Source organism: Rhodococcus sp. 4CII, from assembly GCF_014256275.1.
Taxonomy (GTDB): domain Bacteria; phylum Actinomycetota; class Actinomycetes; order Mycobacteriales; family Mycobacteriaceae; genus Rhodococcus_F; species Rhodococcus_F wratislaviensis_A.
The window spans coordinates 1,546,670-1,562,339 of sequence record NZ_JACCFE010000002.1; the positions used below are offsets into that span (position 1 = coordinate 1,546,670).

16 protein-coding genes are annotated in these 15,670 nt (G+C 68.4%); 10 read left to right on the forward strand and 6 right to left on the reverse strand.

From position 1 onward, the window contains the following. Positions 1–12 precede the first annotated feature (12 nt). The 7 genes from glmU (at position 13) to H0B43_RS08090 (ending at position 6,317) form a co-directional block, all read left to right on the forward strand. Positions 13–1,515 carry a bifunctional UDP-N-acetylglucosamine diphosphorylase/glucosamine-1-phosphate N-acetyltransferase GlmU gene (gene glmU, locus H0B43_RS08060; RefSeq protein WP_185728396.1) on the forward strand — a complete coding sequence of 501 codons (1,503 nt, stop codon included), beginning with the start codon at positions 13–15 and terminating at the stop codon, positions 1,513–1,515. Further along, complete coding sequence (locus tag H0B43_RS08065; RefSeq protein WP_005568652.1) at positions 1,512–2,492, forward strand: ribose-phosphate diphosphokinase; 981 nt, start codon at positions 1,512–1,514, stop codon at positions 2,490–2,492. Before glmU ends, H0B43_RS08065 begins: the two co-directional genes overlap by 4 nt. 67 nt (positions 2,493–2,559) lie before the next feature. After that, entirely contained in the window at positions 2,560–3,195 is a 636-nt protein-coding gene (locus H0B43_RS08070; protein WP_185728395.1) for a DUF2461 domain-containing protein, read from the forward strand. Positions 3,196–3,460: 265 nt separating this feature from the next. Then, a complete protein-coding gene (locus tag H0B43_RS08075) occupies positions 3,461–4,024 on the forward strand; it encodes a hypothetical protein (protein WP_213015101.1) in 564 nt (187 codons plus the stop codon). A gap of 43 nt (positions 4,025–4,067) precedes the next feature. Next, on the forward strand, positions 4,068–4,454 hold the full coding sequence (locus H0B43_RS08080; RefSeq protein ID WP_185728393.1) for a hypothetical protein: 387 nt from the start codon (positions 4,068–4,070) through the stop codon (positions 4,452–4,454). Positions 4,455–4,506: 52 nt separating this feature from the next. Then, positions 4,507–5,727 (forward strand): cytochrome P450, encoded by a 1,221-nt coding sequence (locus H0B43_RS08085; RefSeq protein WP_185728392.1) that lies wholly within the window; start codon positions 4,507–4,509, stop codon positions 5,725–5,727. Next, the gene (locus tag H0B43_RS08090) at positions 5,724–6,317 is read left to right on the forward strand and encodes a TetR/AcrR family transcriptional regulator (protein WP_185728391.1); all 594 of its coding nucleotides are present in this window, start codon (positions 5,724–5,726) and stop codon (positions 6,315–6,317) included. Before H0B43_RS08085 ends, H0B43_RS08090 begins: the two co-directional genes overlap by 4 nt. Before the next feature lie 45 nt (positions 6,318–6,362). On the opposite strand, the gene H0B43_RS08095 is transcribed toward H0B43_RS08090, so the two are convergent. The 5 genes from H0B43_RS08095 to egtA form a co-directional block, all read right to left on the reverse strand. Further along, on the reverse strand, positions 6,363–6,698 hold the full coding sequence (locus tag H0B43_RS08095) for a hypothetical protein (protein ID WP_185728390.1): 336 nt from the start codon (positions 6,696–6,698) through the stop codon (positions 6,363–6,365). Between the two features lie 73 nt (positions 6,699–6,771). After that, entirely contained in the window at positions 6,772–7,746 is a 975-nt protein-coding gene (gene egtD / locus H0B43_RS08100) for an L-histidine N(alpha)-methyltransferase (RefSeq protein WP_185728389.1), read from the reverse strand. Beyond that, complete coding sequence (gene egtC, locus H0B43_RS08105; protein ID WP_185728388.1) at positions 7,746–8,489, reverse strand: ergothioneine biosynthesis protein EgtC; 744 nt, start codon at positions 8,487–8,489, stop codon at positions 7,746–7,748. The genes egtD and egtC overlap by 1 nt, the downstream gene beginning before the upstream one ends. Before the next feature lies 1 nt (position 8,490). Further along, the gene (gene egtB, locus H0B43_RS08110; RefSeq protein ID WP_185728387.1) at positions 8,491–9,795 is read right to left on the reverse strand and encodes an ergothioneine biosynthesis protein EgtB; all 1,305 of its coding nucleotides are present in this window, start codon (positions 9,793–9,795) and stop codon (positions 8,491–8,493) included. Next, positions 9,795–11,009, reverse strand: coding sequence for an ergothioneine biosynthesis glutamate--cysteine ligase EgtA (gene egtA, locus H0B43_RS08115; protein WP_185728386.1), 1,215 nt, complete (start codon positions 11,007–11,009; stop codon positions 9,795–9,797). Before egtA ends, egtB begins: the two co-directional genes overlap by 1 nt. 145 nt (positions 11,010–11,154) lie before the next feature. Between egtA and H0B43_RS08120 the strand changes: the two genes are divergently transcribed. The 3 genes from H0B43_RS08120 (at position 11,155) to H0B43_RS08130 (ending at position 14,371) form a co-directional block, all read left to right on the forward strand. Continuing rightward, the gene (locus tag H0B43_RS08120) at positions 11,155–12,330 is read left to right on the forward strand and encodes an aminotransferase class V-fold PLP-dependent enzyme (protein ID WP_185728385.1); all 1,176 of its coding nucleotides are present in this window, start codon (positions 11,155–11,157) and stop codon (positions 12,328–12,330) included. A 40-nt stretch (positions 12,331–12,370) separates the two neighbouring features. Further along, positions 12,371–12,775: a PPOX class F420-dependent oxidoreductase gene (locus H0B43_RS08125; protein WP_185728384.1), complete on the forward strand. Its 405-nt coding sequence runs from the start codon at positions 12,371–12,373 to the stop codon at positions 12,773–12,775. A 123-nt stretch (positions 12,776–12,898) separates the two neighbouring features. Next, the gene (locus tag H0B43_RS08130; RefSeq protein WP_185728383.1) at positions 12,899–14,371 is read left to right on the forward strand and encodes an FAD-dependent oxidoreductase; all 1,473 of its coding nucleotides are present in this window, start codon (positions 12,899–12,901) and stop codon (positions 14,369–14,371) included. Positions 14,372–14,377: 6 nt separating this feature from the next. Here H0B43_RS08130 and H0B43_RS08135 read toward each other — a convergent pair whose 3' ends face one another. Then, a complete protein-coding gene (locus H0B43_RS08135) occupies positions 14,378–15,580 on the reverse strand; it encodes a GAF domain-containing protein (RefSeq protein ID WP_185728382.1) in 1,203 nt (400 codons plus the stop codon). Positions 15,581–15,670 lie beyond the last annotated feature (90 nt).

Below are 15,670 nucleotides of genomic sequence, written 5' to 3' on the forward strand. Positions count from 1 at the left end.
AGAGGGAGCTTCATGCCAGTGCAGACCGCCGTGGTCGTCCTCGCCGCCGGCGCAGGAACTCGGATGCGGTCGAAGACCCCCAAGGTGTTGCACACCCTGGGGGGACGCACGATGCTCGCGCATTCGCTGCACGCCGCCGCGGAGGTCGATCCGGCGCACCTCGTCGCCGTCGTCGGTCACGACAAGGAACGCGTCGGGGTCGCCGTCAGCGCCCTCGAGTCCGAACTGGGCCGCCCGATCGCCGTCGCCGTCCAGGAAGAGCAGAACGGCACCGGACACGCGGTCGAATGCGGCCTGTCGGCGCTTCCCGCGGATTTCCGCGGCACCGTGCTCGTCACCGCTGCCGACGTCCCGCTCCTCGACGGCCACACCCTGCACGCTCTCGTCGACGAGCATTGCAGCGAACCCACCCCGGCGGCGGTTACGGTGCTGACCTTCACCGCACCCGAGCCAAGGGGTTACGGACGTATCGTTCGGTTACCCCACGACGGCGAGATCGCCGAAATCGTCGAGGAAGCGGATGCCACCGAGGAGCAGGCCGCCATCACCGAGGTCAACGCGGGGGTGTACGCGTTCGACGCCGAGTTCCTCCGCTCCGCGCTCGGGCAGCTCAATGCGGACAACGCGCAGGGCGAGCTGTACCTGACCGACGTCGTCAAGATCGCGCGGGAGGCGGGCGCCCCCGTCTTCGCCGCCCACCTGTCCGACTCGGCGAAGGTCGCGGGTGCCAACGATCGCGTCCAGCTGTCGCGGCTGGCGGCCGAACTCAACCGCCGCACCGTCGAGAACTGGATGCGGGCCGGCGTCACCGTCGTCGATCCGTCGACCACGTGGATCGATGTCGGGGTGACGCTCGGTCGCGACGTCACGATCCATCCGGGCGTGCAACTGCTCGGCACGACCACCGTGGGCGAAGACGCCGTGATCGGTCCCGACACCACCCTCTCCGACGTGTCGGTGGGTGACGGTGCCAGCGTGGTGCGGACCCACGGCTCCGAATCGACCATCGGCGCAGGCGCCACCGTCGGCCCGTTCTCCTATTTGCGACCCGGCACCGTCCTCGGTGCGTCCGGTAAGCTCGGCGCTTTCGTCGAGACGAAGAACGCCGACATCGGGGCGCACTCCAAAGTTCCTCACCTGACGTACGTGGGTGACGCCACGATCGGCGAGCACAGCAACATCGGTGCGTCGAGCGTGTTCGTCAATTACGACGGCGTCGCCAAGAGCCGTACGGTGGTGGGGTCGCACGTCCGGACCGGGTCGGACACCATGTTCGTCGCTCCGGTACAGGTCGGTGACGGTGCTTACACCGGCGCCGGCACGGTGCTGCGTTTCGATGTACCACCGGGGGCACTCGCGGTCTCCGGTGGGAAGCAGCGCAATATTGACGGCTGGGTGCAGCGAAATCGGCCCGGTACACCCGCCGCCGAGGCGGCGTCCGCCGCGAAACCGCACCACAGTTCAGATCTGCACGAAACCGAGAAGCAAGATTTAAAGGATGGCATAGAGCAGTGACCGCGAATTGGATCGACAACCAGAAGAACCTGATGCTGTTTTCTGGTCGCGCGCATCCGGAGCTGGCCGAGCAGGTGGCGAAGGAACTCGACGTGCGGGTCACCCCGCAGACTGCCCGTGACTTCGCGAACGGCGAGATCTTCGTCCGTTTCGAGGAATCGGTCCGCGGCTCCGATGCCTTCGTACTGCAGAGCCACCCGGCCCCGCTGAACACGTGGGTGATGGAACAGCTGATCATGATCGACGCGCTCAAGCGCGGATCGGCCAAGCGCATCACCGCGATCCTGCCGTTCTACCCGTACGCCCGCCAGGACAAGAAGCACCGCGGACGTGAGCCCATCTCGGCTCGCCTGATCGCCGATCTCTTGAAGACGGCGGGCGCCGACCGCATCATCACGGTCGACCTGCACACCGATCAGATCCAGGGCTTCTTCGACGGCCCCGTCGATCACATGCACGCCCAGGGGCAGCTCGCCGAGTACATCCGCGGCAATTACGGCACCGAGAACATCGCCGTCGTCTCCCCCGACTCCGGCCGTGTCCGGGTCGCCGAGAAGTGGGCCGACACCCTCGGTGGCGCGCCGCTGGCGTTCATCCACAAGACGCGCGATCCGCTGGTGCCCAACCAGGTGAAGTCCAACCGCGTCGTGGGTGACGTCGACGGCCACACCTGCATCCTGATCGACGACATGATCGACACCGGTGGAACCATCGCCGGCGCCGTGAAGATTCTGAAGGAGGCGGGCGCGGGCGACGTGATCATCGCCGCCACACACGGTGTCCTGTCCGATCCCGCGGCCGAGCGCCTCGCCGCGTGTGGTGCCAAGGAAGTCATCGTCACCAACACGCTCCCGATCGACGAGTCGAAGAAGTTCCCGACGCTCACGGTGCTGTCCATCGCGCCGCTGCTCGCTCGCACCATCAAGGAAGTTTTCGAGAACGGCTCGGTCACGTCGCTGTTCAACGGCAACGCCTAGGCTTCGCCCGTGCGCCTTTCTGGTTGCTCCAGCTACCAGAAAGGCGCACAGGCGTAGCCTTGCCCGTGTGTTCACCGGGATACCCACCGCTGCCCTCGACTTCTACGAGGACCTCGAGGCAGACAACAGCAAGAGTTTCTGGACCGCGCACAAAAGCGTGTACGACGACTCGGTGCGCGCGCCCATGACCGCTTTGCTCGCGGAGCTCGAACCGGAGTTCGGCGCGGGCAAGGTGTTTCGCCCCTACCGCGACGTGCGCTTCTCGAAGGACAAGACGCCATACAAGACCCACCAGGGCGGATTCGTCGAGACGCGCCCCGGCGTCGGTTACTACGTGCAGATCGACGCGGCCGGGTTGTTCGTCGCGGGCGGCTTCTACTCGCACACCCCGCTCCAGGTCGGCCGCTTCCGCGACGCCGTCGACGACGACCGCAGGGGCCGCGAACTCGTCAAGCTCGTGAAGAAGGTGCGGTCGGCGGGTTTCGAGATCGGCGGAGACATTCTCAAGACCCGGCCGCGCGGCGTCGCCGAGGATCACCCGCGACTCGACCTGATGCGTCACAAATCGCTCACCGCCAGCCGGGCGTACCGGTCCCCCGACTGGATCGAAACCCCCCGCGCCGCTGACGAAGTGCGCACCGCGTGGCGTTCGATGCGACCGCTCGTCGAGTGGCTGACCATCGTCATCGGCGCCGGGGAATGAAACTTACCGGTCGGGAAAGTATGTGTGGCACACAGCGTTTGCGAAGCGCTTTGGGGCGCCTCGGCATGATCTTCGTCACGCTTGGCCGCAGAACCGCAGGTCGTACTTACGGCGATGTGACCCGCACGCCCGAATTCCCCTACTGTGGCTCGTCGTGATCGACGCGCAGACTCTCTCCGGCCCTATCGATATCGCTGCAATTCGAAACGTCCGGCGTTGGTCGCCGGGAGCGTGCGTGTGGTGCGGAGACGACAACGCCGTGGAAATGTTCCGGAACGAACCTCGCTGTGGCACTTGCCGCGAGAAGGAATCGGTCATCGACGAGGCCCGCCGCTTTCTCGGCATGTACGGCCTGCGTCCGCTCGGTGGCACGTTGCAGTCCGACGACGACGAAGAGCGTGAGCACCGGGTCAATGCCCGCGATGCCCGCCGCGACCTCAACGAGATGAAGCTCGCGGAACTCCCCGACCCGGCGGCGGTCCGCAAGGCCCTGCGCCCCCGCGCGGCGAGCGTGGTGTCGGAGCCGCGCAGCACCGCGCATTCGGGAACGTCGACCGCCACCACCTCGAGCCGTCCGAGCACGTCCCGCACCTCCGCCACGCCGCCGGTCGCGCCGGTGCGTACCGACGCCGTCGACGTCGCCGCACTGGAAACCCGGGTGACGGGTCTGCTCGATCAGCTCTCGGCCATCGACGCTCAGATGAATCTCATCGGCGAACCGGCCGGCCTCGCCGCGCGGGCCCGGATCAGCGACCTCGAGAAGCAGCGGGCCACGGTGCTCCGCACTCTCGCGGCCCTGGAGAAGGCCCGGATCGCGGCCGGCCAGTAGGCCACACGCTTCGGGCTGCGGCCGGGTGATACCCTCGCCCTTCATGCAGCCCGCCTCCTCACCCACCGCGCTCGTCATCGACGCGAAGAAGCCGCCGATGGGCCCGATGCTGGTGACACCCAACGCCCGCATCAACGGTTATCCGGTGCCGCTTCGATGGGGGCACAACGTCATTCCGGCACCGCCCGGTGTGCATCACATCCAGATCTTCGTGCCGTGGATCGTGGAGCAGGGCAAGGCGCAGATCACCGTCGACAACCGGTACCACCCGGCGCCGCCCGTGTACTACGCGTCGCCGTTCAGCAGCTTCAGCAAGGGCGCCATCGGTCACCGGCCGGTGAAGAATCCGGGGCTGCTGGGACTGCTGCTCATTCTCACACCGGTCCTCGTGCTGATCCTCGCCGTCGTGGCGTTCGCCCTCTTCGGTTAGGTCTCATCGACGCATCATTGACACTTTGCCTGATGTGTCTCACCATCGATACATGACCGCACATGTGTCGAGCGTCTCATTCGTGCCGTGCTCCGGACAGTCGTGGCGTGCCCCGTGGCAGATGTACGCAGGCCTGCGCGACCACGACCCCGTCCATCACGTCGTCCCGGACGGCGAGCCCGAGCACGACTATTGGGTGCTGTCCCGGTACGCCGACGTCTACGCGGCCGCCCGGGACGCCGAGACGTTCTCCTCCGCCGCGGGACTCACCACGACGTACGGCGAGCTCGAGAAGATCGGACTCCAGGACAATCCGCCGCTGGTGATGCTCGACCCGCCCGACCACACCGCGTTCCGGCGGCTCGTCTCGAAGGGGTTCACCCCGCGGCAGGTCACCGCGGTCGAGCCCGCGGTCCGGGCGTTTGTCGTGGAGCGCATCGAGCAGCTGCTGGACGCGGGCGAGGGTGACGTGGTGAAGGAACTGTTCAAGCCGCTGCCGAGCATGGTCGTCGCCCACTACCTCGGTGTCCCGGAGGAGGACCGGGCGCAGTTCGACGGCTGGACCGAGGCGATCGTCGCGGCGAACGCGCAGGGCGACACGCTGCAGGCGACGGCCGCCGTCACCGATCTGATGCGCTACTTCGGCATCCTGATCGAGCGGCGCCGCACCGATCCCGAAGACGACACCATCTCGCATCTCGTTGCGAGCGGGATGGGAGCCGACGGCGATGTGCCCGGACTCCTCTCGATCCTCGGTTTCGCGTTCACCATGGTCACCGGCGGCAACGACACCACCACCGGCATGCTCGGGGGTGCGGTCCAGTTGCTCACCACCCACCGGGAGCAGAGGCGGGACCTGATCGAGCACCCGGAGCTGATCGGTGACGCCGTCGAGGAACTGCTGCGACTCACGTCGCCCGTGCAGGGCCTCGCACGCACCGCGACCCGGGATGTCGAGATCGGGGGCACCGTCGTTCCCGCGGGCCGGAAGGTGTTCCTGCTGTACGGTTCCGCGAACCGCGATCCCCGCCAGTTCGGACCGGACGCGGAGGAGCTGGATGTGCGTCGCAGGCCGAAGCAGATCCTCACGTTCAGTCACGGAGCCCATCACTGCCTCGGTGCGGCCGCCGCGCGTATGCAGGCCCGGGTCGCCCTGGAAGAACTCCTGACCCGGTGCCCCGACTTCACCGTCGACATCGACGCCGTCCGGTACGCCGAAGGGAACTACGTGCGCCGCCCGACGAGCGTCCCGTTCCGGGCGTGCGGCGCATGAACGCCGACTGGATGCGCGACGAACGCCCCCGCCTCGCCGCGGAGCGGATCCTCGACGTCGCCGCGCGGCTGTACGTCGAGAACGGCATCGCCGCTGTCGGGATGGCCGAGGTCGCCCGCGCGGCCGGATGTTCCCGCGCCACGTTGTACCGCTACTTCGACAGCAGGCAGTCGTTGCAGCTGGCCTTCGTCCACCGCGAGGCCCGGCGCATCGGCGTGCTGGTCGCGGAACAGGTGCCGGCGACGGGTGATCCGAAGGACGTGATCGTCGATGCCGTGCTGACGGCGATCCGTCTGGTGCGCGCGGATCCGACACTGGCCGCCTGGTTTCAGCTCGGCGACTCCGGCCTGGCCGCGCAGATCGCTCATTCGTCGGACGTCATCGAATCGCTCGGCACCGCCTTCCTGGGGCAGGCGGGGTTCAGCGGCGAGGAGTCGTCCCGCAGGGCGCGGTGGCTCGTCCGCATCATCGTGTCCCTGCTCACCGTCCCCGGTCTCGACGACGCCGACGAACGCGCGATGCTCGAGCAGTTCGTTGCGCCCGCCCTGGCCGCACGCGAGACCGACGACCGGGACGCTCGTTCGATCTGACGCAACGAGCGTCCCGTTCGTCGGGAGGTGGGGCGGGCAGAACCATCAGGGGACGGAAAAGTAGCCCAGACCTGGCACGATCGTGGTCGAGGATGCGCCGATCGTGCAATTCACTCCCAGAGTGAACACCGGGCACATGCTCGTCGCTGACAACCGCATGGCGCCCGGCCCGGGAGTCACACCGGCGGATGCGGCCAGTGACACCGTGGCGAGGGGGAACGGGTCACCGATGACCCCGGTGAACGGGACCTGGAACGCCGTCGTGGTCACCGACACCCAATCCGGGACGGCGGCAGCGGTGCCGTCCGAGCCGGCGGAGATCGCCTCCTCTGTGGCGCAGGTGCCGACGATCGGGCCGAGACGTCTGCACCTCTCTGCCATGGTCGCCTTTCCCATTCGTTCCTCTACGTGAATGGGAAAGAGTGCGCGGGCACACCGTGCCACACACGTGGGGTCAGCTCCGCGCGGCGCACACGAGCGCGAAGCGATCCTCGGGATCGCTCCAGGTACGGTCGACGCCGAACCCTGCTTCCGCCAATTCCCCGCGAATGCCGTCGAGGGTGAACTTTGCGGAGATCTCGGTCCGCAACTGCTCACCTTCGGCGAACTCGACGTCGAGATCCAATTCGCCCACGTGCACCGACATCGCGCGCCTGGCCTCGAGCCGCATCTCGATCCACTCGTTGCCGGCGTCCCACAGCGCGATGTGCCGGAACTCGTCCAGCGGGAAGTCCGCATCCAGTTGCGAATTGAGTACCCGCAGCACATTCAGGTTGAACTGCGCGGTCACCCCGGCCGCATCGTCGTACGCCGGTACGAGGACGGCGGGATCGGTGACCAGACCCACGCCGAGGAGGAGGTGCTCCCCCGGCTCGAGGACATCGGCGATCCCGGAGAGGAACTCGGCACGCTCGGCGGGCACCATGTTGCCGAGGGTGCCGCCGAGGAAAGCGATCGTGCGGCGACCGCCGCGGGGCAGGTGGTGCAGCGACTCGGTGAAGTCGCTGACGACGCCGCGCACGGTCAGATTCGGGAACTCCACACCGATCTGCTCCGCCGCGCTCTCGAGCGCGGACACCGACACGTCCTGCGGCACATATGTATGGAGGCTTCCGTGCCGAGTGCCCGCCTCGAGCAGGAGCCTCGTCTTCTCCGACGACCCGGACCCGAGTTCCACGAGGATCTCCGGAGCCGCGACCTCGGCGATCTCCCCCGAATATCGCCGGAGCAGTTCCCGTTCCGTGCGCGTGGGAAAGTATTCGGGCAGGGCCGTGATCTGCTCGAACAACTCGCTCCCACGGGCATCGTAGAAGTATTTGGGCGGCAGCCACTTCGGGTTCGACGTGAGCCCGACGGTGGCGTCCTTGCGCAGAGCGGCCTTCAACTGCTCGGGCTGCAGGTACACGTCGAGTGTCGGTGTGGTGGTCATTATGCTCCCATCTCGAGCGGGGTGACGATCAGGTGTCCGGGGCGAGCGCTGACGAAGTGACGGTCCGGAATCGACTGCCACGCAGGGTCGTCGTCGTAGGGTTCGGACATCACGATGGCCCGCTCGTCGTCGACGAGCGCCGACAGCGAGTGGTGCCAGGTGGTGGCCCAGAGTTCACTGCCGTTGCTCAAGAGCAGATTCAGACGGGATCCCGGCGCTACGGCATCGACGGAACGGACGAGTGTGCTCATCGCCTTCTCCGGGTCCAGCTCGCCGAGGGCGCGGCGCAGAAGCAGCCACAGCGCGGCGGAGTCGGTCGGCGCCTCCAGTTGCAGGAGATCGGCGACCGCCAGGTCGCCCACCAGCGCGCCGAGGGACTCGGGCCATCCGCGCACCACCCCGTTGTGGCTGAAAGCCCAGGTCTCATCGGAGAACGGCGCACATGCCGTGTGCTGTACGGGCATACCGACGGTTGCCGACCGCGCGGCCGCCACCACGGCCCCGGAGCGGATGTTCGGCAACATCTCTCGCACGACGGGGTCGGACCAGAGCGGCTGAGCGCTGCGGTACCGGGAGAATCCGTCCCGTCCCCACCACCCCACCCCGAATCCGTCGGCGTTGATCGTTCCCCCGCCCCGCATGTCGCGCGGCGCGTACGACTGGCGCAGCAGCGAGTTCTCGCCGCGGCTGACGAGGTCGCCCACTGAGTGTTCCGGTCCCAGATAGCCCAGGTGTCGGCACATCTCAGCAGTCGTCTCCCGGAAGGTCCCGGGCGCAGCGGAATCCGGAGAAGATCTGCCGGCGGATCGGGTGGTCCCAGTTGCGGAACGTCGCCCGGCACGCCACCGGGTCGGTGCCGAACGAACCACCGCGCAGCACACGGTAGTCGCCGCCGTAGAACACCTCCGAGTATTCGCGGTACGGGAACGCCGCGAAACCGGGATAGGGCTCGAAGGGCGACGACGTCCACTCCCATACGTCACCGATCAGCTGGTGGACGCCGAGCGGGGATGCACCCGACGGATATGCCCCGACCACGGCGGGACCGAGATGACGCTGCCCGAGGTTGGCTCGTGAACTGTCGGGTTCGCCGTCACCCCAGGGGAATCGGCGCGACCGCCCGGTGAACGGATCCCAACGTGCCGCCTTCTCCCATTCGGCTTCCGTCGGTAGCCGCTTGCCGTCCCAGCGCGCGAACGCTTCGGCTTCGAAGAAGCAGACGTGCACCACCGGTTCCTGGAGATGGATCGGAACGGTGACTCCGAACCTTCGGCGCCACCACGTTCCGCAGCCGTCGTTCTCCCAGAACTGGGGCGCCTCCAGTCCCGCCTCGACGCGGTGGGCCCATCCTCGCTCACTCCACAGTTCCGGCCGGGCATAGCCGCCGTCGTCGACGAACTCGAGGTAGCGGCCGTTGGTGACGGGGACCGCATCGATGACGAACGCGGGAAGGTGCACGGGATGCGCGTCCCGTTCGTTGTCGAGCGCCCACGGTTCGTCGGAGGTTCCCATCGTGAACTCGCCCGCGGGGATGATCACCTCGTCCACGGCGATCACACCACCGATGCGCGGCGCGCTCTCCGCGGCCAGCACGGCTGAGCCGGAACGCAGTTGGTGGGTGGCGAGCATGGTTTCGGCGTGCTGCTGCTCGTGCTGAGCGATCATGCCGAACGCGAATCCGTTCTCCTCGAGCGGCCGGCCCCGGAAGGTGCTGCCGTCGAGGACGTCCCACGCCTTGTCCCGAACCGTACGCACGTATTCCCGAGCCTCGTCCGGGTTGAGCAGCGGCAGCGACGGCCTGGAATTTCTCGAATGCTTGAATGCGTCGTACAACTCGTCGATGTCGCGGCGAACCGGTTCGCGGCCACCGACGTCGCGGACGAGCCACAACTCTTCCTGATTGCCGATGTGCGCGAGATCCCAGACGAGTGGGCTCATCAGCGGAGAGTGCTGTGCGACGAGGTCCTCCCCGTCCACGCAGTCCGTCAGTCCGGCGGTGCGCTCGCGCGCCCGGGTCAGCACGGTCTCGATCTTCTCGCGGGTACCCATCAGCGGTCCTCGCTCGGAGCCTGGCCCCGGCAACATCGTTCGGCGGCGGTGTCGAGCAGTCTCACGAACTCGGGGTCGGGCGAGTACGATGCCGCCAGCGACAGCAGAGCTGTTGCCGCAGCTCGCAGTTCGAGGTCTGCCAGCCCGAACTCGGCCGCGTCGCGCCAGCGTTCGGACGTGGGCAGCGCCGCGGCGAGGGCCTCTGCCATGGCACCCGGGCCCGACAGCAGCGCGTCGATCGCCGCCACCGGAACCCGCCACTGATCGCCCGGTTGCGCGTCGAGGTATCGCACCTCCAGATGACCGGCAGCGCGGACGGGCGGGAACAGGGTGGTGAGGTGATAGTCGAGGTCCGCGGCGGTCGGGCGTTCGATCACGCCGTCCAGCGCCCCGTCGGCCCAGTCCGCGAACGTGACTCCGTCGGGCGCCGTCCAGTCCGTTCCCTCGTTGCGTATACACAGCAGCGGCACGTCCAGCACCCAGCCCGCATAGTCTGCGGCGTGCGGAGTTCCGGTGGTGCGCGGCGAATCGAGTTCGAGCCACGTGCGCATCCGCTGCGACGCCCACTGCCCGTCGGGCACCCCGTACAGCCGGGGCGAACACGCGAAGGCCGCGATCAACGCGGGGCCGATGGCGTGCAGCAGATTCCAGCGCCTCTCCACTGCGGCCGGATCGGCCCCGGCGTCCACGCTGACCTGCGTTGCAGCGGTGTTGCACATCATGAGTTTCCCGAAAGGCCCGATCCCGGCGAAACGGGATTCCATGGCGCAGTAGCGGGGCGACTGGAGGAGACGTTGGGCGGGTCTGCGCGTGTCCGCGGCCTCGGACGCCATGAGGATCGAGCGGGAGGACAACAGACCCGCGAGAACCTCCTGGTCTGCGACGAGATAATCACACAACTCACGCGCGGAGTGGTAAGGAGCGCTGGACAGTTCGATCTGTCCGCCGGGTTCGACTGTGACGGCGCTGCCACCGGGGAGGGGCTGGGCAGGGGAAGAAGGATCGATGGTTCGGGGGGTGTGCGGGCCGAGAGCTTCGGCGAGAGCGGCGAGATCGGGGCGCACGTGTTCCGGCAGTTGCGCGGTCAGCCACTCCAATTCCGCGCCGATCAGCTGCGGTGGGCCCAGTTTGAAGCACACGCCACCGAGGTACGCCTCCGCCGCCGGCCGCGACGTGAGACACGTTGCCTCGACGGACTGAACTGCAGTAGCCATTCGACCCTCCCCTTCGGGCGCCGCCTGAACGTCGTTATCGACATTAGAGCGCCTCGGCCGTCGATGCACGCCCCATCGGCATACTTTTCGAGGAACCTTCACAGGTACGTTCGAATCCAGTCACCGCGAAAGGGAGGTATCGGACATGCTCGACCTCGAGCAGGCGCGACGGGACACCCCGGGCTGCCTCGACAAGGTCTTCCTGGACAGCGCGGGCTCCTCGCTTCCCCCGGCCCCCGTCCTGGACGCCGTATTCGCACACCTGCGCAGGGAGGCCGACGTCGGCGGTTACATCGCGGCCGCGGAACGGGTCGACGACCTCGCCGCGGTCAAGTCGTCCCTCGGCCGGCTGATCGGGGCGGGCGCCGACAGCATCGCGCTGGTCGACAGCGCCACCACCGCCTGGAACGACTTCTTCCACGCCGTCCCGCTCCGGGCCGGCGACCGGGTGCTGATCTCGGAGGTCGAGTACGCCAGCAACGCCATCGCCGTCCTGCAGCGCGCCCGGGCGGTGGGGGCGACGGTCGACGTGATCCCCAGCGACGCCGCGGGTCAGATCGACGTCGCCGCGCTCGCGACGCTCCTCGACGACCGGGTCCGCCTCGTGTCCCTCGTACACGTGCCCACCAACGGTGGCCTGGTCAACCCGGTCCGCGAGGTGACGGAACTCGCGCACGCACACGGGGCCCTGGTGCTGCTCGACGCCTGCCAGTCCGTCGGTCAGATCGCGCTCGACGTGGGCGACCTGGGCGTGGACGCCCTCTCCGCGACGGGCCGCAAATGGCTGCGCGCACCGCGGGGCACCGGTTTCCTGTACGTCCGGCCGGAGCTGGCCGCGACCCTCGAACCGGCAGCACTCGATCTGCACAGCGCGCAGTGGACCGCGGCCGACTCGTACCGGCTCGCGACCGACGCGAGCCGGTTCGAGTTCTGGGAATGCGACGTCGCCGCCCGCCTCGGACTCGGTGTCGCGTCCGACTATCTCCTCGACCTCGGCGTGGACGAGGTCGAGGCGGCCGTCCTGACCGGGGCCGAGCACCTCCGGTCGGGGCTCGCGGCGATCCCCGGCGTCACCGTGCGCGACCTCGGTGCCCGCCGCTGCGGCATCGTGTCGTTCACCGTCGACGGCCTCGATCCCGGTGACGTGCGGAAACAACTGGCCGCCCGGAACGTCACGGTCACCGCCAGCCTGCGCGGATCGACTCTGCTGGACATGAGCGCCCGCGGACTGGACGCCGTGGTGCGGGCGTCGCCGCACTACTTCTGCTCCCCCGACGACCTCGACCGATTCCTCGTCGAGGTGCGGACGCTTGCACGCTAGCGCAGTACGCTGGAGTTCACCCGATAACCAGGACTGCGTCATGACGGACCAGGGATCACCGGCGTTGCCGCGCTTCGCCGCGGAGAAGGTCGTGCAACTACAGACGCGCAAGCGGGACGGCTCGTGGGTGGACACCCCGGTCAACCTCGTCGTGGACGGCGACCGGGCGTACTTCCGCACCCCGGGCCGGGCGTCCAAGAACAAACGGCTCCGCAATTTCCCCGAAGTACGTATCCGCCCGTGTACGTGGTCGGGCAAGCCGACCGGTCCACAGGCGCAGGCCACGGCGCGACTGCTGTCGGGCCGGGAAGCAGATGCCGCCGGCGCCCTGATCGACAAGAAATTCCCTGTCGTGCAGCGAATCGGAGTACATCTCGCGCACCGGCTGGCACGCACGGAGACACTGCATTACGCCCTCTCCGAGGTCACGGACCTGCCGACGTAGCGAGCGTCCGGAATCGCCGTCCCACTGACCGGGAGATCCCCCGAGCCCCGTTTTGTAACAGGTTACAGTCTGGGAGTTACCCACGTCACACTGCACCCGTGACCGCCCGAGAGGACATTCCCCATGGCCGATGCCACACCGATCCGCCCCCGGTCCGCAGCAGACGTCGCCGAGTGGGACTTCGAGGCCGACGTCGTGGTCGCGGGATACGGCATCGCCGGCGTCTCCGCCTCCATCGAGGCGGCGCGGGCCGGCGCCGACGTCCTGGTCCTCGAGCGCACCAGCGGGTGGGGCGGCGCCGCCGCGCTCGCGGGCGGGTTCATCTACCTCGGTGGCGGCACTCCGCTGCAGAAGGCGTGCGGCTTCGAGGACTCCGCCGAGAACATGAAGGCGTTCATGATGGCGGCGCTCGGTCCGGGCGCCGACGAGGAGAAGATCACCGACTACTGCGAGGGCAGCGTCGAGCACTACAACTGGCTGGTCGACTGCGGCGTTCCGTTCAAGGAGAGCTTCTGGGCCGAACCCGGCTGGGAACCGCCGTTCGACGACGGCCTCATGTATTCGGGCGGCGAGAACGCGGCCCCGTTCAACGAGATCGCCACTCCCGCGCCCCGCGGGCACGTCCCGCAGATGGACGGCAAGAGGACCGGCGAGAAGGGCGGCGGCTACATGCTCATGAAACCGCTCGTCGAGACCGCCGAAAAGCTGGGCGTCCGAGCCGAATACGACATGCGGGTCCAGACTCTGATCACCGACGGCACCGGACGCGTGGTCGGAATCGTCGCCAAGCAGTACGGCAAGGAGGTCGCCGTCCGAGCGCGGCGGGGTGTCGTCCTCGCCACCGGCAGCTTCGCCTACAACGACAAGATGATCGAGGCCCACGCGCCGCGACTCATCGGACGGCCCGGTGCCGCCATCGAGGAGCACGACGGCCGGTCGATCCTCATGGCGCAGGCGCTCGGCGCCGACCTCGCGCACATGGACGCCACCGAGGTGGCCTTCGTCTGCGACCCTCAGCTGATCGTGCGCGGCATCCTCGTCAACGGGCGGGGCCAGCGCTACGTCCCGGAGGACACCTATTCCGGCCGCATCGGCCAGATGACCCTGTTCCATCAGGACAACCAGGCGTTCCTCGTCATCGACGAGGCCGCGTACGAGGAGGGGTCGGCCGCGACGACCGCCACCCCGTTCCTGCGGGTGCAGCCGAAGTGGGTGGCCGAGACCGTCGAGGAACTCGAGTCCGACATGGGACTGCCCGCGGGGGCACTCCAATCGACCGTCGAGGTGTACAACAAGCACGCGGCGGAGGGCGCGGACCCGTTGCTGCACAAGAAGTCCGAGTGGGTGAAGCCGATCGGCTCGCCGGTCGCCGCCCTCGATCTGCGCGGCTTCACGCTCGGCTTCACGCTGGGCGGCCTGCGCACCAGCATCGATTCCGAGGTGCTGCACGTCTCCGGCGAACCGATCCCCGGCCTGTTCGCGGCGGGCCGTTGCACGTCCGGCGTCTGCGCGGGCGGCTACGCCAGCGGTACCTCGCTGGGCGACGGAAGCTTCTACGGCCGGCGCGCGGGAATCAGTGCGGCACAACAGGGTTGACGGAATCTACCCGACGAGCCGGACCGTGACATCGGGCGCGAACCGGTAGGGCTGCGTGCTGAGGACCGCGCCGAGACTCTTGCGCAGACGCGAGATCTCGGCGCGGACCGCCACCACATGATCCCGGTCCCCGAACAATGATTCACTGAGTGCGCCGGCGTCGACGCCCGCCGGCCCCGCCACCGACAGCACCCGCAGGATCTGGGCGTGCCGCGGCGAGAGCGCCCGCGTCCAGTTGACGTCGCCCCGGACCGTCACGTGCGGGGTGTCGCCGAGGTCGAGTTCCAGTTCGATGGCCGCGCCCTCGACCTTGCGACGCACCAGCCAGCCGTCGCCGAGCGGTTCGGGGACACACAACCCGAGCCCCGGGACGAGCAATGGCTTGTCGAGACTGGGCGGCGCGACCCGTTCGGGCGCCGCAATTCCGCTCGCCTCCGCGACCCAGCCGTGCTTGTCGACGACCAGCGCGGGACCGCCCGCCGATGCGAGGAGCGGCGCCGCCCGGCCGCGCAGTTTGTCCAGTTGCACGGTGTGCTCACGCCACAGCGTCGCCTCGGCCAGGCGCACCGCGGTGCGGACGAGCGCGACCGTGGTCGGATGGACCGACATCGCCGACCCGCTGATGTCGACGACGCCCAGGATCTCACCCGTCCGCGGGTCGTGCACCGGCGACCCGGTACACGACCAGCCGTGGTGCGAAGGCGCATAATGCTCGGCCGAAAATAATTGCACCGCAGCATCTTCGATGAGCGCGGTGCCGATCGCGTTGGTGCCGACGGCCTGTTCCGCCCAGCGTGCGCCCTCCGTGAAACCCAGGGCGTCGGCCGCTTTCCGGACCCCGCGGGACCCTTCCCGCCACAGCAGGACACCGTCGGCGTCGGCGACGACCACGATGAAATTCGCGTCTTCGGCGACCTGCGTCAACGTGCTGCGCAGTTCCGGGAGCACCGCGCGCAGGGCCGTCCGAGTCCGGCGGGCCTCGATCTCGGAGTAATCGGCCGGTTCCACGTCCGCGCAGTGGTCCGGGCTCACACCGCCCGCCTGCAGGCGGGACCACGACCGCGCGACCACGTCCCGCGGCAACGTCGGCGGCCGCTGCCCGGACAGCACGGCATCGTGCACCTGACTGAGGAGCCGCGCATGACGCGGCAGGTCCACTCCGGTGGCCACTGCGGTCAGCCGGTCGGCGGTAGGACGTTCAGCGCTCACATGGGCGAGGCTACCCTCGGAGTTGTGAGCCACACCACTGTCCGGTGCCGCGGCCGCGCATCCGGGTCGGACCAGCCGTCCGAGGACACC